Below are 19,857 nucleotides of genomic sequence, written 5' to 3'. Positions count from 1 at the left end.
TCGCATGACCTACTTCATTGATCGCCGGCCCAACGCCAAGCACAAGAGCGCGGTCAACCGGCAGCGCTTTCTGGAGCGCTACCGGCACCACATCAAGCGCTCGGTGGAGGAGGCGGTCAACCGCCGCTCCATCACCGACATGCAGCGCGGTGAAAGCATCTCGATTCCCACCCGGGACATTTCGGAGCCCGTATTTCAGCACGGCCCGGGCGGGCGGCGCACCGTCGTTTCTCCGGGTAACAAGGAGTTCGTCGAAGGTGACCGTATTCGCCGCCCGCCGGGCGGTGGCGGCGGCGGTGGGGCGGGAGAAGGCAATGCCAGCAATCAAGGCCAGGGCGACGACGAGTTCGCCTTTACCCTGACCCGCGAGGAGTTTCTCGAGTTCGTCTTCGACGGCCTCGAGCTTCCTCACCTGCAGCGCAAGCCGCTCAAGACGATGGAGGAGATCAAGATGGTACGCGCCGGGCTCGCCCGGGACGGCGTGCCGTCGCGCATGAGCGTGACCCGCTCGATGCGCGAAGCCTACGCCCGGCGCATCGCCATGCGCGCACCGATCAAACGCGCGCTGATGGAAGCCGAGCTTTCGCTTGCCGAGGAGCTCGGCAAGGATTCGATTCTGCGAAACCCTTCGCGCATTAGCGAGCTCGAAGCCGAAATCGAGCGTCTCAAGAAGCGCATCGAGTCGGTGCCCTTCATCGATACCGTCGACTTGCGCTACCACCAGCTCGCCCCGGAGCCGCAGCCCTCGAGCCAGGCGGTGATCTTCTGCGTCATGGACGTGTCCGGTTCGATGACGCAGAACCACAAGGACATCGCCAAGCGTTTTTTCCTGCTGCTCTATCTGTTTCTGGAAAAACACTACGAGAAGGTGGAGCTCGTTTTCGTGCGCCACCACACAGCCGCCCGCGAGGTGAGCGAGGAGGAGTTCTTCTATTCGCGGGAAACAGGCGGCACGATCGTCTCGAGCGCCTTGAAACTGGTCAACGGCATCGTCGAAAAGCGCTACCCCACCAGCCAGTGGAATCTTTACGTTGCCCAGGCTTCCGACGGCGACAACTGGGACGACGACTCCTCGATCTGCCGCGATCTTTTGATCAAGGAGCTGATGCCAAGCCTTCAGTACTTTGCTTACGTCGAGATCACCCCGCACGAGCATCAGTCGCTCTGGCACGAGTACGAAACCGTGGCCAAGCGCTTTTCCGAGCGTTTCGCGATGCGCCAGATTTTCGAAGCCGGCGATATTTACCCGGTGTTTCGCGAGCTGTTCAAGCGCCGGCTGGCGAGATCGTCCTGATCCGGTCTGCACGACCGGTTTTAATCACAGGAGTACGCGATGCGAGTCTCTTCCGATGCCACCGCCAAGGGCCCGATTGCCTCGGGCTCGGACTGGAATTTCGAAATCCTCGAGCGCTTCGACGAGGTGCTGGCGGGCCTTGCCGACGAGTACCGCCTCGATACCTATCCCAACCAGATCGAGGTGATCACCACCGAGCAGATGATGGACGCTTACTCAAGCGTCGGGATGCCGGTGGGCTACCATCACTGGTCCTTTGGCAAGCAGTTTCTCGCCGTTCAGCAGGCCTACAAGCGCGGTCAGATGGGGCTCGCCTACGAGCTCGTGATCAACTCCGACCCCTGTATCGCGTATCTGATGGAGGAGAATACGCTGATGATGCAGGTACTGGTCATGGCCCACGCCTGCTATGGCCACAACTCGTTTTTCAAGGGCAACTACCTTTTTCGCACCTGGACCGAGGCGGACTCGATCGTCGACTACCTGGTCTTCGCGCGCAAATACATCGCCCGCTGCGAGGAGCGTCACGGCACCCACGCCGTCGAGCAGCTGCTCGACGCCTGCCACGCGCTGCAGAACTACGGCGTGGATCGCTACAAACGGCCCTCGAAAATCTCCGCCGCCCAGGAGGCCGCGCGCCAGCAGGAGCGCGAGGCGTACCTGCAGACCCAGGTCAACATGCTCTGGCGCACCATTCCAAGGCCAATGGAGAAAAGCGAGCCGCTGCCGGGCCATATTCTGGACGAGGACGATCCGCTGGGGCTGCACGAAGGCGGGCGCTATCCATCCGAGCCCCAGGAGAACCTGCTCTACTTCATCGAAAAGAACGCGCCGCTATTGGCGCCCTGGCAGCGCGAGATCGTGCGCATCGTGCGCAAGCTCGCCCAGTACTTCTACCCGCAGCGCCAGACCCAAGTGATGAACGAAGGCTGGGCCTGCTTCTGGCACTACACCCTGATGAACCGCCTGTTCGATGATGGCCATATCGATGAAGGCATCATGCTCGAGTTTTTGCAGTCCCACGCCGCGGTGATCAATCAGCCGGACTTCGACAGCCCCTATTACAGTGGTATCAACCCCTACGCGCTGGGCTTTGCGATCTTTCGTGACATCGAGCGGATCTGCCGGGCTCCTACCGACGAGGACCGCGCCTGGTTTCCCGATATCGCCGGTTCCCCCTGGCGGGAAACGCTGGAGTTCGCCATGCGCAACTTCAAGGATGAGTCGTTCATCCAGCAGTTTCTCTCACCGAAGGTGATTCGTGACTTGAAACTGTTCGTCATGATCGACGACGACCAGAGCGAGACGCTCAACATCGGCGCGATCCACAACGAGCAGGGGTATCGACGGGTACGCAACGCGCTATCGAGCCAGTACGCGCTGTCGCTACGCGAGCCCAACATTCAGGTGTTCGAAGCGGCGATTCGCGGTGATCGCTCGCTGACGCTTCACCACGTGCAGGACAGCCGCCGGCCGCTCGAGCGCACCGTGTACCCGGTCATGCGCCATCTGCAAAAGCTCTGGGGATTCCCGGTGCACCTGGCCTCGATGGACGAGGGGCGGGTGACCCACCGCTACCGCTGGCCGATCGAGGAGGGCGGAAGCGGCGAGGGGCACAACTGAGATGTAATGCCGTTCAGTTAGGCTTGGTTGGGATTGTGGGAGGGAGCTTCAGCTCGCGACGGGTGGCCAAGCCAAGGCACCTGACGGCGCCATTCGCCCGCTGAAGCGGCCTCCCACTTGAGCTTTATGGCCTCTCCTGGTACGTACATACCTTAACCGAACGGCATTACACTTGAGGCGCGGTTGCCTTACCAAACGAAAGACCCCGCCAGGCGGCGGGGTCGAGATTCAACCTTTCGAGGTCCAGGATTGACACCAGCCCTCCGGGGCGACGCTGTTTTCCGGGAACAGCTGGCAGCCCTGGTCGCCTTCGGTGTAGAACATGCAGTTGGAGCAGAGCTCGCCTTCGCTGAAGGCGGGGTGGTCGCTCGCCTCTTTTGCCTGCTCAACGTAGTTGAGCGCCTGGGCGGCGGGGGCGCTGGGGTCGAGCCGGGGCAGCGACTGGGCGAAAGCGGTCTTCGACAGGACTCCCATACCCAGCGGCAGGGCGGCAAGGCCCAGAACGCTTTCACGCATGAACTTACGTCGGCTTTGGTCGGCCATGGTCTCTCCCTGAATCGTGCTAACGAAGGTATCGATAAACGGGTGTCACGAGCCTAGCGTCACGGGCTGGCAGCAGGCGAGGCGCTCGAGCGCTCTTTGATCGCCGTATGATAAAACATTCATCGCTTGAGTATCTTAACCCATGCAGGCAATCGCCCCTAGTTGCTTTGGCGCTGCGCGGCAATCGGCCGCGTTAGGTGGCGGCGTTTGGTGCATCCTCTGCGGCTGGTATACTCGCGGCGTTAGACACCCGCCACTTCATTACGTTGACCAACGAGGATGCCATGCAAAACGCTGTCATTTTAATCAATACCGAAAAGGGCCAGGTCAAGGGCGTGGCCGAGCGGCTGGCGGAAGTCGAGGGCATCAGCGAGGTGTACTCCACCTGCGGGCGCTATGACCTGGTCGCGATCGCTCGCACGCGGGACTTCGAAAGCCTGGCGGAGCTGGTCACCGAGCGCCTCAACGCGGTAGAGGGCATTCGCGAAACCGAAACCCTGAACGCCATGCAGGTACACTCGCGCCACGACCTGGAAACCATGTTCTCGCTGGGCTGGTAAGTTCGGCTTGAAGGCCGGCAGGAAACGATCATAAAAGCAGGTGGGGAGAGGGGCGTTGGGGAAATCGCTGTTACGCTTTCGTCGCGGCGGACGACGCTTTGCCGTCGCACTGCTGTTCGTCGTGGTGGGCGGGGGGCTCTGGGAGTTTCAGGAGCGCCGCGAGCTGCAAAATGTCGTCTGGATGGGCGCACCCACCTGGGAGACGCTGGGGCCGACGAGTTTTTATCGCGTGCTGCGCAACGACGGCTACATCGTGGGCTGGTCGGATGTGCGTATCAACCCGCTCTGGGTGAGCTACCAGGTGCGCGCGGTGCCCGACGACACCCGCATCGGCTCGCGACCGGGCTTTCGCCCGGACTGGCGCACGCTCTGGCCGGTTGGCACCGACAGCTACTCGGGCAGCGGCTATGATCGCGGCCACATGGCGCCCAACTACGCGATCGCCGCGGTGCACGGGCGCAGCGCCCAGATCGATACCTTTCTGATGAGCAACATGAGCCCCCAGCGCCCCAACCTGAACCGACAGCTATGGCAGCGTCTGGAGGAGTCGGTCATGGACCACTTCGCCCCCCGCTTCGAGTATCTTCAGGTAATTACCGGGCCGGTCTTTCCCGAGCGCTTCATGGATAACGTCTTTAACCGGGTCGGTCTGGTCGAAGTGCCCGAAGCGTTCTACAAGATCATCGTCGCCCCGCACGCCGATGCCCCGCTGGCGCTGGCGTTCATCATGCCCCAGGACGTGCGCGGCAACGAACCGCTGGCGGATTATCTGGTGACCATCGACGAGATCGAGGCCCGCACCGGGCTCAACTTCTTCCCCCGCCTCTCGCCGGAGCTCGAAACGGTACTCGAAGGCGAGCTCAACACTCAGGGCTGGGCGCTCGAAGAGGTATCAAAGCGCCCGGGGCGGTTTCGGTAGGCGGCACGATAAAAAAACCGTGGCGTGCGCAAGGCGTGCGTGTGCCACGGCTATCGCGCGCCTTGAACACAGCCTGGATAGCGGCGATGGATAAAACGGGAATATAGGAAAAGCTGATAAAACAGAAGGGGAGTAACCGGGAAAGAATAGCCGGGAAGATGTAGCGCTTGAGACAATGATGCGGACGACACCTCGATGGTGCCCAGGAGAGGACTTGAACCTCCACGTCCATACGGACACTAGCACCTGAAGCTAGCGCGTCTACCAATTCCGCCACCTGGGCGCATCATGTGCTCGTATTCGATTGGTGCCCGGGAGAGGACTTGAACCTCCACGACCATACGGTCACTAGCACCTGAAGCTAGCGCGTCTACCAATTCCGCCACCCGGGCGAATACGAACCGCTTGTTTTACACCGCTCAACGTCGTGAAAAGGGGATAACACGATGTTGATTGGTGCCCAGAAGAGGACTTGAACCTCCACGACCATACGGTCACTAGCACCTGAAGCTAGCGCGTCTACCAATTCCGCCATCTGGGCAAGTGGCGCGTATGATACCGAGCCCTTGGCTAAATGCAAGTGTTTGGGCATGTTTTCGATATAAAAAATCGAGGATTGCCGTCGCCGACGGTTGGGCGATTGAAGCGGCGGCGCTATACTGCACCGATGACCAAACAGACCATGAATCATTTCGACGCGTTTTGCCTTCGCAACGCGTTCGACCACTTAGGCAGGGCGTGTCATCGCACGGCCCTTTTTTCCTGCCTCTCTTCATCCTGCCTTTCGCAAACGCTATCAGGGACGACGAACGCATGAAGTACTGGACGTTAAGTGATGACCCGCACGCCGAGCGCGAGGCGAATAAATACGACAATCCGGCGCCGAGTCGTGAGTATCTTCTGGCCGCGCTCGAAAGCTACGGCAAGCCGATCACCCACGAGAACATGAGCCGCATGCTCGGTATCGAGGATGAGGACCACCTCGAGGCGGTGCGCCGGCGGCTGGCGGCCATGGAGCGTGACGGCCAGGTGCTGCGCGACCGCCGCGGCGCCTATGCGCTGATCAACAAGCTCGACCTGATCAAGGGCAAGGTGCAGGGGCATCGCGACGGCTTCGGTTTCGTACTGCGCGACGACGGCAAAAAGCCGGACATCCTCTTGCCCGCGCGCCAGATGCGCCGGGTGTTTCACGGCGATCACGTGCTGGTGCGTATCAGCGGGCGCGACCGCCGGGGCCGCGACGAAGGCACCATCGCCGAAGTGATCGGCCGTAATACCGAAAGCCTGGTAGGCGTGTATCGCAGCAATACGCCGGAGTTCGGCATTCTGATCCCGGAGAATCCGCGCATCACCCAGGAAGTGTTGATTCCGCATACCGCCAGCGGCGGCGCCAAGGATGGTCAGGTGGTTTCGGCCAAAATCACCCAGCAGCCCGCCACCCGCGTGCAGCCGGTGGGCGAGGTGGTCGAGGTGCTCGGCGAGCGCATGGACCCGGGCATGGAAATCGACATCGCGATTCGCAGCTACGATATTCCCGCGGAGTTTCCACCGGAAGTGCTCGATCAGACCAGCACGATCTCCGCCGAGGTGCTCGAGGAGGACAAGAAGCACCGCGTCGACCTGCGCGATTTGCCGCTGGTGACCATCGACGACGAGTCCGCCAAGGACTTCGACGACGCGGTTTACGCCTGGAAGACCAAGTCCGGCAGCTGGAAGCTGATCGTCGCGATCGCCGATGTTTCCCACTACGTGCGTCCGGGGTCGGCGTTGGACGACGAGGCGCGCACCCGCGGTACCTCGGTCTACTTCCCCGGCCAGGTCGTACCCATGCTGCCGGAGCTTCTCTCCAACGGGCTCTGCTCGCTCAATCCGCACGTGGATCGTCTGGTCATGGTGTGCGAGATGAATATCTCGAAAACCGGCGCGATCAGCCGCTACTCGTTCTATGAGGCGGTGATGAACTCCCACGCGCGGCTGACCTACAACAAGGTCGCGGCGATGCTCGAGCCGGAAAGCGAGCAGGGCCAAGCGCTTCGCGAGGAGCACAAGGCGCTGGTCAAACCGATTGAGCATCTGTACGAGCTTTATGGCCTGCTGCGCGAAGCGCGGGAGGCGCGCGGCGCGATCGACTTCGATACCACCGAAACCGCGATCGTGTTCAACGACGAGCGCAAGATTCAGGAGATCGTGCCGCGTAGCCGCAACGATGCTCACAAGCTGATCGAGGAGTGCATGCTCGCGGCCAACGTCGCCACCGCGCGTTTTCTCGACAAGCACGACCTGCCGGCGCTCTACCGTATTCACGAGCGCCCGACGCCGGAGCGTCTTGATAAGCTGCGCCTTTTCCTGAGCGAGCTGGGGCTCTCCGTGGGCGGCGGCGATGAGCCCACGCCCCAGGATTACCAGGCGCTGAGAGAGGCCATTGCCGACCGGCCGGACGCCGATATCATCCAGACCGTGATGCTGCGTTCGATGAATCAGGCGGTGTACTCGCCGCAGAACGAGGGCCACTTCGGTCTTGCCTACCAGGCCTACGCCCACTTCACCTCGCCGATTCGCCGCTACCCGGACCTGCTGGTCCACCGCGCGATTCGCTCGGTGATTCGCGGGCCGCGTCAGACCAATACCGTGGTGCGCGTCGAAGGCGTTCCGGTCGAGCCGCCGAGCAAGTGGTGCCCGTACACCTTCGAGCAGATGGTCGAGCTTGGCGAGCACTGCTCGATGACCGAGCGCCGCGCCGACGATGCCACCCGCGATGTCGAAAGCTGGCTCAAGTGCGAGTTCATGTCCGACAAACTCGGCGAAACCTTCGAGGGTACCATCGCGTCGGTCACCCAGTTCGGCCTCTTCGTGCGCCTGGATACCTTCTTCGTCGAAGGGCTGGTGCACGTGACCTCGCTGCCGTCGGACTACTACCACTATGAAGCCGAAAAGCATCGCCTGAAGGGCGAGCGCACCGGCACGACCTACCGCCTGGGCGACGGCCTGACGGTGCAGGTGGCGCGCGTCGATATGGACGATCGCAAGATCGATTTCGAGCTGGCCGACGAGAAGCCGCGCCCGCGCCGCCAGCCGCGCAAGAAGCCGAGTCGCGAGCGCGACGAGGCGCCGCAGCCGCGCCGGCAAAGCAGCGAGCGCAGCCGTTCGCCCAACAAACCCGATACCAGCGCCGAGCAGCCGTCGACACGGCGCGGGCCGCGGCGCACGCGCAAGTCGCCGAAAAAACCGCCGCTGAATAAAGGATGAGCATGAAGCCAGGTTCCAAGCGCGGCGGTTCGCGCAGCACCGTCAAGGCGCCGGAAGGCCTCGAGCAGGTCTACGGCGTCCATGCCCTCGAAAGCCTGCTGGCGCGTGGCGATGCCCCGCGCGAGCTGTGGGTGCAGCAGGGCGCCGGTCGGCGGCTGAATCTTCTGATCGAGCGCGCCCGCGCTCAGGGCGCGCGCCTAAAAGAACAGCCCCGCGAAGTGCTCGACCAGCTGACGGGTGCCGCCGCCCATCAGGGCGTGGTGGCATTCTGCTCGCCGCTCACGCCGGAAGGGGAAGAGTCGCTGTGGCTCAGGCTCAACGCTTGGCAGGCGAGTGCGCCGCCGCTTTTGTTGATCCTCGACGGCGTGACCGACGTGCATAACTTCGGCGCCTGCCTGCGCAGCGCCGATGCCGCCGGTGCCCACGGCGTCATCGTGGCGAAGGACAACGCCGCGCCGCTCAACGCCACGGTGAGAAAGGTCGCCTGCGGCGCCGCCGAGGTGGTGCCGGTCTATCAGGTCACCAACCTTTCCCGTACGCTTGCCAAACTCAAGGAGTTCAACGTCTGGATTACCGGCACCGCCGGCGAAGCCGACGCCTCACTTTATGCGCTCGATTTTACCGGCCCGACGGCGCTGGTGATGGGCGCCGAAGGCAAGGGCATGCGAAGGCTCACCCGGGAAGGGTGCGATCATCTGGCGAAACTGCCCATGGCGGGAGAGGTGTCGAGCTTGAACGTCTCTGTGGCCGCCGGTATTTGTCTGTTCGAGGCGGTCCGCCAGCGCCAGCTTGCAAGTTGACCCCAACGCTTCTAAAATGCGCTCGCCCGTTTATTTGCTACGGGCGAGTCGAGGCCCAGCGGCGTTGAAACGCCGGCACCTCTCATACGAAGTTCTACTCGATGTCCTGCTCTTCGCCGCCTTCAGGCGTCAATCAACGCCGCGAAAACGGCGCGACAGGTCATTGCGTTAACTCCTTGCTTCCCTGCTACGCCCCAGGCGCGCTCCGGAAGCTGTCAAACCGCAAGGAGATTCCATGCGTCATTATGAAATCGTGTTCATGGTCCATCCGGATCAGAGCGAGCAAGTGCCGGCTATGGTCGAGCGCTACACCAGCATCGTGACCGAGAACTCGGGCACCGTGCATCGCCTTGAAGATTGGGGCCGCCGCCACCTGGCTTACCCGATCAACAAGATCCACAAGGCTCACTACGTGCTGATGAACGTCGAGTGCAGCGGTGAAACCCTGGAAGAGATCGAGAACATCTTCCGTTTCAACGATGCCATCATCCGTAGCCTCGTGGTCCGCTGCAAGGAAGCGGTCACCGAAGCGTCGCCGATGATGAAGCCGGCAGAAGAGAAGCGCCCGCGTCGCGAAGAGAAGCCGCGTAGCGAAGCGAACTCCGAATCAGAAACCGAAGAAACTGCCTGAGTTTTTTCACGCACGTATTAAAGGAGCTACTCCATGGCACGTTTTTTCCGTCGCCGTAAGTTTTGCCGCTTCACCGCTGAAGGCGTCAAGCAGATCGACTACAAGGATCTGGACACCCTGAAGGCGTACATCACCGAAACCGGCAAGATCGTTCCGAGCCGTATCACCGGTACTAAAGCACGCTACCAGCGCCAGCTGGCGACCGCGATCAAGCGTTCGCGCTACCTGGCACTACTGCCCTATTCCGATAGCCACCAGTAAGCGCTTGATGTGATGCTGGCACTGGCACGATGGCTGATGCAAAAGACGCCCTACGCCATTGGCGTAGCGGCACTGGCCACGCTCGTGCCCTGGCTTTTCTGGCTGGGCGCCGCCGTCAGCGCTCTAGTGACGCTTCGTCGCGGCTTCGCGCCGGCGCTGCCGGTGACTCTGGCCGCCGCCATTCCCGCCGGATTCTGGTGGGCCCAGGGCGATGTGATTCCGCTGGCAAGCGTACTGCTGGTCACGCTGATGGCCGTCGTACTGCGCGAGCGGATGCGCTGGAGCGAGGCGCTGATCGTCGGCACCCTGGCGTGCGCCTTCATGGTGCAACTTGGGGTGTTCAGCCCGCCCGGCGGCTCCGAGCTCATGCTCGAGCAGCTCAGAGAAAGCTCCGTTGAGGTGGATAACATGCTCAACGAGTTTGCCCGCCAGGGGTACGACACCGAGGCGCTGGCCGCGTCGGTGGTCGGCGGGGTCACCGGGCTCATCGTGCTATTGGCGGCGGTGGCTTGCCTGGCCCTGGGGCGCAGTTGGCAGGCCGGGCTCTATAACCCGGGCGGCTTTCGTGAGGAGTTTCACGCGCTGCGCTTGAGCCCCAAGGAATTCGCGCTGTTGGCGGTTCTTGGCGTTCTAGGGCTTGTGCTTGGCGGCGAGGCGATCCTGATCGTTGGCTGGGTGCCGATGCTGGTGGCCGGTATTGCGTTAGTGCACGGATTTATTGGATTAAAGGGGATGAACGGGCTGTGGCTGGCGGTGTTTTACGTACTGCTGATCACAACCTTGCCCACGATTCTCATTGTGCTGCTGTTGGGGCTGATTGATACGTTCGCAAACGTTCGCGCACGCCTTACCCGCAGCAATTGACTAGAGGTTTACGAGATGGAAGTCATTCTGCTCGACAAGATTGGTAAGCTGGGTGGCCTGGGTGACAAGGTCACCGTCAAGCCCGGTTACGGCCGTAACTACCTGGTACCGTACGGCCTGGCCGTACCGGCGACCAAAGAGAACGTGGAAGCGTTCGAAGCACAGCGCGCTGAGCTCGAAGCTCAGGCCGCCGAGCGCAAGGCAGAAGCCGAAGCGCGCGCAGAGCAGCTCAACGACATCGAACTGTCGCTGGTCTCCAAAGCGGGCGACGAAGGAAAGCTGTTTGGCTCGATCGGTCCGCGCGATCTGGCCGATGCGATCTCCTCTGCCGGCATCGATGTCGCCAAGAGCGAAGTGCGCATGCCCGAAGGTCCGATTCGTCAAACCGGCGAGTACGACATCGCGCTGCACCTGCACGCTGAAGTGGAAGCAACCGTTCGCGTTGTGGTCGTAGCCGAATAAGCTGCCGCCAACTGACGCTGAAAAGGGCGCGGGTCTTCCCGCGCCCTTTGTTTTTTTATACTGTTTCCCCCCGGTTCTGGTAACCGCTTTTGTACTCATGGATGACGGCGAAGTGGGGCGACGGGGTATGAAGACCCGCTCGTGAATGAACGCTTTCGCAAGGTGCTATTCTTGCGAAAGCGTTTTTTTGCCTTGCGCGCTATTGATAGGAGTTCCGATGGAAGAGTCCTCCACGGATCAGGAAACGGCGGCGCTGAAGCTGCCGCCGCACTCGCTCGAGGCCGAGCAGTCGGTGCTGGGCGGGTTGATGCTCGACAACCAGGCCTGGGACAACGTGTCCGAGCGGCTGACGGCGGACGACTTCTACCGCTACGAGCACCGGCTGGTGTTCAACGTCATGATCCATCTGGCGGAGTCCGGCCAGCCCCTGGACGTGGTGACGCTCTCGGAGGCGCTGGAAGCCCGCGACCAGCTCGACAGCGTCGGGGGGCTCGGCTTTCTGGCCGAGCTTGCGCGCAATACGCCGTCGGCGAGTAACATTCGCGCCTACGCGGATATCGTGCGCGAGCGGGCGACCCTGCGCAAACTGATTCGCGCGGCCAATCAGATCGCCGACGGCGCCTTCTCGCCTCAGGGCCGCCCGGCGGACGAGCTCTTGAACGAAGCCGAGCGGCTGGTGTTCCAGATCGCCGAGGAGCGGCCCAAGACCGGCGGGCCGATCGGCATGAGCGAGCTTCTCACCAAGGCCGTTGACCGCATCGACGAGCTTTTCAACATGAAAGGCGAGATGACCGGGCTTTCGTCCGGGTTTCGCGATCTCGACGAGATGACCTCGGGCTGGCAGCCCTCGGATCTGGTGATCATCGCCGGGCGTCCGTCGATGGGCAAGACCACCTTCGCCATGAACCTGGTCGAGCACGCGGTGATCTCGAGCGACAAGCCGGTGATGGTGTTCTCGATGGAGATGCCCGCGGAATCCTTGATGCTGCGGATGCTTTCGTCGCTTGGGCGCATCGATCAGACCCGGGTACGCTCGGGCCAGCTCGAGGACGAGGATTGGCCGCGGCTCACTTCGGCGGTCAACCTTCTCAAGGACAAGCAGCTGTTCATCGACGATACCGCCGCACTTTCGCCCAACGAGATGCGCTCGCGGATTCGCCGCGTCGTGCGCGAGCACGGCAACATGGCCCTGATCATGATCGACTACCTTCAACTGATGCAGATCCCCGGCTTCTCCGAGAACCGTACCGGCGAGATTTCCGAGATCTCGCGCTCGCTCAAGGGCCTGGCGAAGGAGTTCGGCTGCCCGGTGGTGGCGCTTTCCCAGCTCAACCGCTCGCTGGAGCAGCGCCCCAACAAGCGCCCGGTGATGTCGGATCTGCGGGAATCCGGCGCCATCGAGCAGGACGCCGACGTCATCGCCTTCGTCTACCGCGACGAGGTCTATAACCCGGATAATCCGGACAACCAGGGGCTCGCCGAGCTGATCATCGGCAAGCAGCGTAACGGCCCGATCGGCACCGTGCACATGGCGTTCATCGGCAAGTACACCCGGTTCGAGGATCTGGCGCCGGACAGCTACGGTGAAGCGTTCGGCGAATGACTTGAGCCACGGGGCGAGGCCCGTATAATGCCGCCCCTTTACTTTAATGCCGACGCGGCCAAGTGCGGCGCGGCGATCACGCGTGGTTCTGGCCACGTTCAATCAACAGGAGCAGCACATGGCGGGCGGTGGTTTCAGACGGGGCAACAAGAAGCGTCTTCCCAAACTCGAAGGGCGCGGCGAGCTCGAGTCGCTGGAGCGCGAAGGGCCGTTCAAGGAGTGGCTGGGGATGCCGGATCTCTACCGCTACCATCTGGTGGTCAACGGCGACGCCTTCAGCTATCAGACCGAGGATTCGGAGCTGCCCGTGGTGGTGGGCGACAAGGTCGTGTTTCGCTACAAGGAGACCAAAGGCGGCAACTGGATAGACCGCAATTCGCTCGGCAAGGCGATCGACCCTTCCGAGTATCAGTAAGCGCCCACGGCGGGCCGGGTGCTGGCTGGTAGAGAGTCCCTGTTATCGGCGTGTTCGAGCGCCTTAGTGAAGCGCTCGCTTTTGCGCTAATGTTGTGTTGAGGGAGTCACACAATTGTCATGGGTAAGCGTCACGCTGTGCCCATGACCACTGATAGCAGGAGTAATCCATGGAACTGAAACACCTCAAGGCCTTCGTCGAAGGCTCCAGCAATTTCGAGATACGGGTGATTACCCACTCCGGTAGCCGCTTCTACCAGGTCGAACTCGAGGACGTCGAAGGCAGCCGCCACATGCTCACCCAGCGTGGCAAGCCGATGCTGTTTCGTTCGCTGGACGATGTTTATCTCGAGCTCAAGCGCGCCGATATCCATCGGGCCTACCTGGTGCAGCACGTGCCCCACGACGAGATGATCGGCCGTGCCGCGCACTACAGCGAACCGCTGACCTCACGCATGCCGCTGGTTTTTTAACTTACCCGGCGTTCATGAAGCGCTTTCGTCATTCGCCAGGCGTCGCTCGGCGCTTTTCCACCCACCGCCCCAGCCGTACCCGGTAGCGGGCAAACACACGGTAGCCTGCATTCATTACACCCCGCAGGCCCGGCAAGCAGGATAGCCATACCCATCGCCGGTAGCCCAACACTGCATACAGGGCCCGGCTCGCGTCCATGCCGATATACCACTTCCCATTTTGATCCTTGACGTGCAGCTTGCCCATCAGGTCCTCGAAAGGGCGCTCTGAAGTGCTGGGGTCAAACGTGCTGGCCTGGATATCGATGAGTTCGATGCGCGCTCGGCGAGGGTGCTTTTCGAGCCACGCCACCTCTTTCATGCAAAACGGGCAGTGACCGTCGTAATAGAGCGTGACCGGCGCGCGGGCGTCGAGAGTTGCAAAGCGTTGGCTGTTCACGTTAATGGCTCTTGTATCCTTGGGTGTGATGTTTCTGACCGTAGCCCTGGCTTTTCGAGAGCGTGCGCAAAAAGCTTTCGGCCTGCTGGCGGATGGCGTCGCGCTTGTCGTCGCTCATCTTGTTGAGCGAGCCGTAAATCAGCTTCATACGCGGGTTCTGACTCAGGCGCTTCTCGTTTTGCTCGAGAAAGTGCCAGTAGAGGCTGTTGAACGGGCAGGCGTGGGTGCCGGTCATCTGCTTTGGCGAGTAGCGGCAATTGGCGCAGTGATCCGACATGCGATCAATGTACTTGCCCGAAGCGCAGTAGGGCTTCGACCCCATCAAGCCCCCGTCGGCGTGCAGCACCATACCCAGCGTGTTGGGAAGCTCCACCCACTCGCTGGCGTCAGCGTAAACCGCCAGGTACCAGTCGCACAGCGCCTCGGGCTTGACCCCGCACAGGAGCGCGAAGTTGCCGGTGACCATCAGCCGCTGGATGTGGTGGGCGTAGGCATTGTCGATAGTCATCTGAATGGCGCGGTTCATGCAACGCATGTCGGTCTGCGCGTCCCAGTAGAAATCCGGCAGCTCGCGGCGAAAATCGAGCCGGTTCTCGCGCTTGTAGCCGGGCATCTGCGTCCAGTAGAGCCCGCGCACGTATTCACGCCAGCCGAGTATCTGGCGGATGAAGCCCTCCACGGCGTTGATCGGCGCATTGCCTTCAAGATAATGCTGCTCGGCGGCCTCGCACACCTCCTGCGGCGAGAGCAAGCCGATGTTCATGGCTGCCGAGAGCCGCGAGTGATAGAGCAATGGGTCGCTGTCGCTGATCGCGTCCTGGTAGCGGCCGAAATCCGGCAACGCCTCGGTGATGAAGTGGCGCAGATCCGCCAGTGCCTGGCGGCGGGTGACCGGCAGGTTGAAGTTTTCGACGCTACCCATGTGCTCGCCGAAGTGGCGCTTGGCATCGATCAGCGCTGCTTTAGTGATCTCATCCTGACGGTGATGGGGCAGGGCAGGAAAGCTTTTCTGGCCCTTCAGCGGCTCGCGGTTGTCGTGGTCGAAGTTCCACTGGCCGCCGGCGGGCTCATTATTTTCCATCAAAAGCCCGGTGCGCCTTCGCTGCTCGCGGTAGAAGTACTCCATGCGCGGCTGCTTGCGCCCCCGCATCCAGTTGGCGAAGTCATCGGGCGTGGTGAAAAAGCGCGTATCCTCACCCAGGTGCCAGGGGATTTTCGCATTCTGGCGATCCTGCATCGCCTCCCACAGACGCCACTCGCCCGGGCGCAGGGCGTGAATTTCATCGCAGTCGTGTTTGCGAGCCAGCCGCTCGGCTTCCACGAGCAGCGACTGGGTATTGTCCTCGTCGTCCAGGCGGCTGTAAGCCACCTTGAATCCTTTCTCTTCGAGCGCCCTGGCGAAGTGGCGCATCGCTGCGAGAAACAGGCCGATCTTGTGGATATGATGAGGAACGTAGCGCGCCTCTTCCTTGACCTCGCAAAGCGCGACGACGGCGTTATCCGGCGCGTTTTGCAAAAGTGGAAGCGATAGCGACAGCTGATCGCCGAATATCAGCAAAAGCGGCTTGGACATGAGTTGACCCGTAGTTATACGAATAGTGCTGATAGTATAACTTCATGCCGCGAGTTTGCTGAAAAGTGGTAAGCTCGAGCGATTGAATCAGCAAGGAAACGCCATGAGTGACGCTATCTTGAAAGACGCTCCCGGAGAAGGGCGCTTGGCCCACGCGCCCGCCTCCCACCCGCCGGTTGCCCGTAAACGGGTGGGCGTGGTACTGGCCAATCTGGGCACGCCGGACGCCACCGACTACTGGTCGATGCGCCGCTACCTCAACGAGTTTCTGTCGGATCAGCGGGTGGTCGATTACGCCCGCTGGAAGTGGCAGCCGCTTTTGCAAACCATCATTCTGACCAAACGGCCCTTTTCGTCCGGCAAGGCGTACAGGAGCATCTGGAACACCGAGCGCGACGAAAGCCCGCTTTTGACCATCACCCGCGCTCAAACCGAAAAGCTCGCCGCGCGGCTGAAGGCGCTTTACGGCGACGCGGTCGAAGTCGACTTCTGCATGCGTTACGGCAACCCCTCGACCATCAGCGTGTTAGAGCAGATGCAGGCCAGAGGCTGTGAGCGCATCGTTTTCTTTCCGCTCTACCCGCAGTACGGCTCGCCGACCACGGCGACCGCCAACGACCAAGCGTTTCGCGCGTTGATGACGATGAAGTGGCAGCCGGCGATTCGCACCGTGCCGGCCTATTTCGAGCACCCGAGCTACCTGCGGGCACTGGCGAACTCGGTGGAAGAAGCGTACCGCGACCTGGCCACGCGCCCGAGCAAACTGGTGGCGAGCTATCACGGCGTCCCCGAGCGCTACCTGCTCGAAGGCGACCCCTACCACTGCCACTGCCAGAAGACCACGCGGCTTCTACGCGAGACGCTGGGCTTTGACGAAGAAGAGATCGACACCGCTTTTCAATCCAAATTCGGCCCGGAGAAGTGGGTCGGCCCTGCCACCGTCGAGCACGTGGCGGAACTCGCCCGCCAGGGGCACAAGCACATCGCCGTCATCTCGCCGGCCTTTGCGTCAGACTGTGTCGAAACCCTCGAGGAGATCGAGGAGGAGATTCGCGAAAGCTTCCTGCATGCCGGCGGCGAAACCTTCAGTTACATTCCCTGTTTGAACGACCGGGACGATCATGTTCACGCGCTTGTCGAGGTGCTCGAAAACGAGCTGGCCGGCTGGCTTTCAACGTCTCGGTGATTCAATAATACAAGCGAATTCATGGGCTAACGTTAATCGCTCGATCACGTGGGTTTTCGCTTCGACGCTCCAGCGTGTGGCAACGCCGGCGCTGCTGGTATAAGGTTGACGGCTTGAATCACAGTTATTCAACGCAGCGGTCAGGGATCCGGCGCTGCGGTGGTTGATCCGCGGATATGACTCAGGGAGACCGTGTTAGATGCAGCTCGCCATTCTATTAGGCTTCGTGCTGGCGGCTTCGGCGCCGCTTCTCAACCGCTGGTGGGGCCAACAAACGAGTTTCGTGCTGGCGCTGTTTCCCGCCACGCTGGCGGCGTGGCTCTTGAGTCAGGCAAGCGGCATCATCAATGACGGGCCGTTGCTGCTCGAGTGGGCCTGGGTGCCGTCGCTGGGGATCAGCCTCACCTTCATGATCGATGGGCTTTCGCTGCTGTTTGGCCTTCTGATTACCATCATCGGTACCTGCGTGCTGGTGTATGCCGGCGGGTATCTGCGCGGTAGCCCGGACATGGCGCGCTTTCACGTCGCCATGCTCGGCTTCATGATGTCGATGCTGGGCCTGGTCATGGCGGATGGTCTCTTGACCCTGTTCGTCTTCTGGGAGCTGACCAGCGTCACCTCGTATCTTCTGATCGGCTTCAACCACACCGACCTGAAGGCGCGTAACTCCGCCCGCCAGGGGCTGTTCGTGACCGTGGCCGGCGGGCTTGCGCTGATGGGCGGGCTGGTGCTTCTGGGGATTGCAAGCGGCTCCTGGTCGTTCTCCGAGATCCTCGCCGGTGGTGAGGATCTGCGCGCGCATCCGCTCTATACGCCGATGCTCGTTTGCCTGCTGTTGGGGGCTTTCACCAAGTCCGCTCAGTTTCCGTTTCACTTCTGGCTGCCCAACGCCATGGCAGCACCCTCGCCGGTGTCGGCGTATCTGCACTCCGCTACCATGGTCAAGGCGGGTATTTACCTGATGGCGAGGCTCCAGCCGGAGCTCGGCGGCACCGAGCTATGGGTATGGACGCTGTCGCTGGTGGGCGCCTTTACCATGTTCACCGGCGCGTTTCTGGCCATTCACCACACCAATATCAAGAAGCTTTTGGCCTACTCCACCATCATGGCGCTGGGCACGCTGACGATGCTGCTCGGTATCGGCAGCGACTACGCCATGAGGGCGTTCGTCACGTTCCTGCTGGCGCACTCGCTCTACAAGGGGGCGCTGTTCATGGTGGCGGGTATTCTCGACCATGAAACCGGCACCAAGGACGTGACCGAAATGGGCGGGCTGAGAAAAGTGATGCCGGTCACCGCGGCCATCGCCTTCGTCACTGCGCTGTCACTTTCCGGGGTGCCGCCGCTGTTTGGCTTCATCGGCAAGGAGCTGATGCTAGAAGCCGTGCTCGGCGCGGAGGGCTTCCAGGCGGTGCTGCTGGGGCTGGCCTTCGCCTCGGCGATTCTGACCATCGCGGTGGCCGCCATTGTGGCGCTGCGCCCGTTCTTCGGCCGCTATCGACCCACGCCTCAAGAGCCCCACGAGGCGCCGCCGAGCATGCTGGTAGGGCCGGCGCTGCTTGCGTTCGGGTCGCTGTTGTTTGGCCTGGCGCCGGCCTTTTTCGGCATCGATGCGCTTCTGACCGCGGCGGCGAGCGCGGTGGTGGGTCAGTCGCTTACGGTATCGCTGTCGCTCTGGTACGGCGTCAACGCCGCGCTGATTCTCTCGATCGTGAGTCTGGCGCTCGGGTTCTTGCTCTTCAAACGCTGGGACAGCGTGCGCGGGCGGCTGGGCGTGCTGGCACCGATTCAGCGCCGGGGCCCCGAGGCGGGCTTTGATGGTTTCATGAACGCGATTGCGCGCTTCTCCGAGTGGCAGACTCGGCTTTTACAAAACGGCTACATGCGTAACTACATTCTCGTGATGCTGGTAGTGCTGATCGCGCTGGTCGGCTATTCGCTGCTGGTACGCCACTCGCCGATTCTGAGCTTCGAGCTCGACGTGCGTTTCCACGAGCTGATCGTGGTGGCCACGATGGCGATGGGGGCGCTGTTCGCCACTCTTTCGCGCTCACGGCTCGGCGCGGTGGTGTCGGTCGGAATCATGGGCTTTTCGATCGCGCTGATCTTCATTCTCTTCAGCGCGCCGGATCTGGGCATTACGCAGCTGCTGGTCGAAACCCTGACCGTGATCCTGCTGGTACTGGTGCTGTTTCGCCTGCCGCGCTTTTCCAATCTTTCCACCAACCTGGAGCGCATTCGTGACGGCGCGGTCGCCGCGGCGATGGGCATTCTGATCTTTTTGCTGATCATGACGGCCTGGAGTATCGATCAGTTCGAGTCGATCTCGACCTACATGGTAGAGAACAGCGCGCCGCTGGCCTATGGCCGCAACATCGTCAACGTGATTCTGGTCGACTACCGGGCGCTGGATACGCTGGGTGAGATGTTCGTGCTGGCGCTGGCGGCGATCGGCGTGATTGCCATGCTGAAGCTGCGCCACGAAGCGCCCACCGGGTCGAACAGCGGCAAGAGCGCGCCGAAGGAGCCCTACGATGGTTAAGTCAGGCACGATCATTCTCAATACCGCGGCGCGTTTTTTGATGCCGCTGCAGCTGATGTTCTCGATCTTTTTGCTGCTGCGCGGCCACGATGAGCCCGGCGGCGGTTTCATCGCCGGGCTGGTGGCAGCGGGGGGCTTTACGCTCTACCTGTTCGCTTTCGGCGTCAGCGCCACCCGCGAGGTGCTGCGCATGCTCGACCCGCGGGATCTGATCGGCATTGGGCTCTTGCTCGGCATGATCTCCGTGGTGCCGGCCTGGTTCATGGATCAGCCGTTTCTGACCGCCCAGTGGTGGACCGTTCCGGTCATCGAGTTCAAGGCCTCGACGCCGCTGATCTTCGATGTCGGGGTGTATCTTGCCGTGCTTGGGTCGGTGGTCGGCATGGTGATGGCGCTGATGGAGGTCGACAAGGATGAACCTTAA

19 protein-coding genes and 3 tRNA genes are annotated in these 19,857 nt (G+C 61.8%); 16 read left to right on the top strand and 6 right to left on the bottom strand.

Going from position 1 to position 19,857, the window contains the following annotated elements:
* Positions 1-4 precede the first annotated feature (4 nt).
* Positions 5-1,294, top strand: a complete 1,290-nt coding sequence (locus ACGK9R_RS07475; protein WP_394579838.1) for a YeaH/YhbH family protein — start codon at positions 5-7, stop codon at positions 1,292-1,294.
* A 39-nt stretch (positions 1,295-1,333) separates the two neighbouring features.
* On the top strand, positions 1,334-2,917 hold the full coding sequence (locus tag ACGK9R_RS07470; protein ID WP_394579836.1) for a SpoVR family protein: 1,584 nt from the start codon (positions 1,334-1,336) through the stop codon (positions 2,915-2,917).
* Positions 2,918-3,145: 228 nt separating this feature from the next.
* Here the strand turns inward: ACGK9R_RS07470 and ACGK9R_RS07465 are convergent, their stop codons facing one another.
* Positions 3,146-3,460 (bottom strand): high-potential iron-sulfur protein, encoded by a 315-nt coding sequence (locus ACGK9R_RS07465; RefSeq protein ID WP_394579834.1) that lies wholly within the window; start codon positions 3,458-3,460, stop codon positions 3,146-3,148.
* 284 nt (positions 3,461-3,744) lie between these two features.
* On the opposite strand from ACGK9R_RS07465, the gene ACGK9R_RS07460 reads away from it, so the two are divergent.
* Positions 3,745-4,020 (top strand): Lrp/AsnC family transcriptional regulator, encoded by a 276-nt coding sequence (locus ACGK9R_RS07460; RefSeq protein ID WP_394579832.1) that lies wholly within the window; start codon positions 3,745-3,747, stop codon positions 4,018-4,020.
* Positions 4,021-4,075: 55 nt separating this feature from the next.
* The gene (locus ACGK9R_RS07455; RefSeq protein ID WP_394579830.1) at positions 4,076-4,939 is read left to right on the top strand and encodes a DNA/RNA non-specific endonuclease; all 864 of its coding nucleotides are present in this window, start codon (positions 4,076-4,078) and stop codon (positions 4,937-4,939) included.
* Between the two features lie 196 nt (positions 4,940-5,135).
* Here the strand turns inward: ACGK9R_RS07455 and ACGK9R_RS07450 are convergent.
* The 3 genes from ACGK9R_RS07450 to ACGK9R_RS07440 form a co-directional block, all read right to left on the bottom strand.
* A tRNA-Leu gene (locus tag ACGK9R_RS07450) sits at positions 5,136-5,222 on the bottom strand.
* Between the two features lie 22 nt (positions 5,223-5,244).
* Positions 5,245-5,331 (bottom strand) — tRNA-Leu (locus ACGK9R_RS07445).
* A gap of 62 nt (positions 5,332-5,393) precedes the next feature.
* A tRNA-Leu gene (locus ACGK9R_RS07440) sits at positions 5,394-5,480 on the bottom strand.
* 272 nt (positions 5,481-5,752) lie between these two features.
* Between ACGK9R_RS07440 and rnr the strand changes: the two genes are divergently transcribed.
* The 9 genes from rnr (at position 5,753) to ACGK9R_RS07395 (ending at position 13,693) form a co-directional block, all read left to right on the top strand.
* Entirely contained in the window at positions 5,753-8,185 is a 2,433-nt protein-coding gene (gene rnr, locus ACGK9R_RS07435) for a ribonuclease R (RefSeq protein WP_394579828.1), read from the top strand.
* A 2-nt stretch (positions 8,186-8,187) separates the two neighbouring features.
* A complete protein-coding gene (gene rlmB, locus ACGK9R_RS07430) occupies positions 8,188-8,985 on the top strand; it encodes a 23S rRNA (guanosine(2251)-2'-O)-methyltransferase RlmB (RefSeq protein ID WP_394579826.1) in 798 nt (265 codons plus the stop codon).
* Positions 8,986-9,220: 235 nt separating this feature from the next.
* Positions 9,221-9,616, top strand: a complete 396-nt coding sequence (rpsF, locus tag ACGK9R_RS07425) for a 30S ribosomal protein S6 (protein ID WP_394579825.1) — start codon at positions 9,221-9,223, stop codon at positions 9,614-9,616.
* A gap of 33 nt (positions 9,617-9,649) precedes the next feature.
* A complete protein-coding gene (gene rpsR / locus ACGK9R_RS07420) occupies positions 9,650-9,877 on the top strand; it encodes a 30S ribosomal protein S18 (protein WP_009097135.1) in 228 nt (75 codons plus the stop codon).
* A 12-nt stretch (positions 9,878-9,889) separates the two neighbouring features.
* Positions 9,890-10,741 carry a hypothetical protein gene (locus ACGK9R_RS07415; RefSeq protein WP_394579822.1) on the top strand — a complete coding sequence of 284 codons (852 nt, stop codon included), beginning with the start codon at positions 9,890-9,892 and terminating at the stop codon, positions 10,739-10,741.
* A 15-nt stretch (positions 10,742-10,756) separates the two neighbouring features.
* Positions 10,757-11,203, top strand: a complete 447-nt coding sequence (gene rplI / locus ACGK9R_RS07410; protein WP_394579821.1) for a 50S ribosomal protein L9 — start codon at positions 10,757-10,759, stop codon at positions 11,201-11,203.
* A 217-nt stretch (positions 11,204-11,420) separates the two neighbouring features.
* Positions 11,421-12,806, top strand: coding sequence for a replicative DNA helicase (gene dnaB, locus ACGK9R_RS07405; RefSeq protein ID WP_394579820.1), 1,386 nt, complete (start codon positions 11,421-11,423; stop codon positions 12,804-12,806).
* Between the two features lie 118 nt (positions 12,807-12,924).
* On the top strand, positions 12,925-13,221 hold the full coding sequence (locus tag ACGK9R_RS07400) for a hypothetical protein (protein WP_394580551.1): 297 nt from the start codon (positions 12,925-12,927) through the stop codon (positions 13,219-13,221).
* A gap of 169 nt (positions 13,222-13,390) precedes the next feature.
* Positions 13,391-13,693: a DUF6482 family protein gene (locus tag ACGK9R_RS07395; protein ID WP_394579819.1), complete on the top strand. Its 303-nt coding sequence runs from the start codon at positions 13,391-13,393 to the stop codon at positions 13,691-13,693.
* A 28-nt stretch (positions 13,694-13,721) separates the two neighbouring features.
* Here the strand turns inward: ACGK9R_RS07395 and ACGK9R_RS07390 are convergent, their stop codons facing one another.
* Together ACGK9R_RS07390 and ACGK9R_RS07385 are read right to left on the bottom strand one after the other, a co-directional pair.
* A complete protein-coding gene (locus tag ACGK9R_RS07390) occupies positions 13,722-14,132 on the bottom strand; it encodes a thiol-disulfide oxidoreductase DCC family protein (protein ID WP_394579818.1) in 411 nt (136 codons plus the stop codon).
* Position 14,133: 1 nt separating this feature from the next.
* Positions 14,134-15,705, bottom strand: a complete 1,572-nt coding sequence (locus ACGK9R_RS07385) for a cryptochrome/photolyase family protein (RefSeq protein WP_394579817.1) — start codon at positions 15,703-15,705, stop codon at positions 14,134-14,136.
* A 103-nt stretch (positions 15,706-15,808) separates the two neighbouring features.
* On the opposite strand from ACGK9R_RS07385, the gene hemH reads away from it, so the two are divergent.
* The 3 genes from hemH (at position 15,809) to ACGK9R_RS07370 (ending at position 19,857) form a co-directional block, all read left to right on the top strand.
* A complete protein-coding gene (hemH, locus tag ACGK9R_RS07380; protein ID WP_394579815.1) occupies positions 15,809-16,891 on the top strand; it encodes a ferrochelatase in 1,083 nt (360 codons plus the stop codon).
* A gap of 199 nt (positions 16,892-17,090) precedes the next feature.
* Positions 17,091-19,433, top strand: a complete 2,343-nt coding sequence (locus ACGK9R_RS07375; RefSeq protein ID WP_394579813.1) for a putative monovalent cation/H+ antiporter subunit A — start codon at positions 17,091-17,093, stop codon at positions 19,431-19,433.
* Complete coding sequence (locus ACGK9R_RS07370; RefSeq protein WP_394579811.1) at positions 19,426-19,857, top strand: Na+/H+ antiporter subunit B; 432 nt, start codon at positions 19,426-19,428, stop codon at positions 19,855-19,857. The genes ACGK9R_RS07375 and ACGK9R_RS07370 overlap by 8 nt, the downstream gene beginning before the upstream one ends.

Source organism: Halomonas sp. HNIBRBA4712 (assembly GCF_043558675.1).
Classification (GTDB): Bacteria; Pseudomonadota; Gammaproteobacteria; order Pseudomonadales; family Halomonadaceae; genus Vreelandella.
The sequence above is the reverse complement of the archived record's forward strand: the minus strand, read 5'-3'. Positions and strand labels throughout refer to the sequence as shown.

Excerpts from the sequence above, each read along its gene's own strand:
- ACGK9R_RS07475 (WP_394579838.1), top strand. The coding sequence starts at position 5 with ATGACCTACTTCATTGATCGCCGGCCCAACGCCAAGCACAAGAGCGCG.
- ACGK9R_RS07400 (WP_394580551.1), top strand. The coding sequence starts at position 12,925 with ATGGCGGGCGGTGGTTTCAGACGGGGCAACAAGAAGCGTCTTCCCAAA.
- rpsR (WP_009097135.1), top strand. The coding sequence starts at position 9,650 with ATGGCACGTTTTTTCCGTCGCCGTAAGTTTTGCCGCTTCACCGCTGAA.
- ACGK9R_RS07470 (WP_394579836.1), top strand. The coding sequence starts at position 1,334 with ATGCGAGTCTCTTCCGATGCCACCGCCAAGGGCCCGATTGCCTCGGGC.
- dnaB (WP_394579820.1), top strand. The coding sequence starts at position 11,421 with ATGGAAGAGTCCTCCACGGATCAGGAAACGGCGGCGCTGAAGCTGCCG.
- ACGK9R_RS07465 (WP_394579834.1), bottom strand. The coding sequence starts at position 3,460 with ATGGCCGACCAAAGCCGACGTAAGTTCATGCGTGAAAGCGTTCTGGGC.
- ACGK9R_RS07460 (WP_394579832.1), top strand. The coding sequence starts at position 3,745 with ATGCAAAACGCTGTCATTTTAATCAATACCGAAAAGGGCCAGGTCAAG.
- rplI (WP_394579821.1), top strand. The coding sequence starts at position 10,757 with ATGGAAGTCATTCTGCTCGACAAGATTGGTAAGCTGGGTGGCCTGGGT.
- ACGK9R_RS07395 (WP_394579819.1), top strand. The coding sequence starts at position 13,391 with ATGGAACTGAAACACCTCAAGGCCTTCGTCGAAGGCTCCAGCAATTTC.
- ACGK9R_RS07415 (WP_394579822.1), top strand. The coding sequence starts at position 9,890 with ATGCTGGCACTGGCACGATGGCTGATGCAAAAGACGCCCTACGCCATT.
- ACGK9R_RS07385 (WP_394579817.1), bottom strand. The coding sequence starts at position 15,705 with ATGTCCAAGCCGCTTTTGCTGATATTCGGCGATCAGCTGTCGCTATCG.
- rlmB (WP_394579826.1), top strand. The coding sequence starts at position 8,188 with ATGAAGCCAGGTTCCAAGCGCGGCGGTTCGCGCAGCACCGTCAAGGCG.
- hemH (WP_394579815.1), top strand. The coding sequence starts at position 15,809 with ATGAGTGACGCTATCTTGAAAGACGCTCCCGGAGAAGGGCGCTTGGCC.
- rnr (WP_394579828.1), top strand. The coding sequence starts at position 5,753 with ATGAAGTACTGGACGTTAAGTGATGACCCGCACGCCGAGCGCGAGGCG.
- rpsF (WP_394579825.1), top strand. The coding sequence starts at position 9,221 with ATGCGTCATTATGAAATCGTGTTCATGGTCCATCCGGATCAGAGCGAG.
- ACGK9R_RS07370 (WP_394579811.1), top strand. The coding sequence starts at position 19,426 with ATGGTTAAGTCAGGCACGATCATTCTCAATACCGCGGCGCGTTTTTTG.
- ACGK9R_RS07375 (WP_394579813.1), top strand. The coding sequence starts at position 17,091 with ATGCAGCTCGCCATTCTATTAGGCTTCGTGCTGGCGGCTTCGGCGCCG.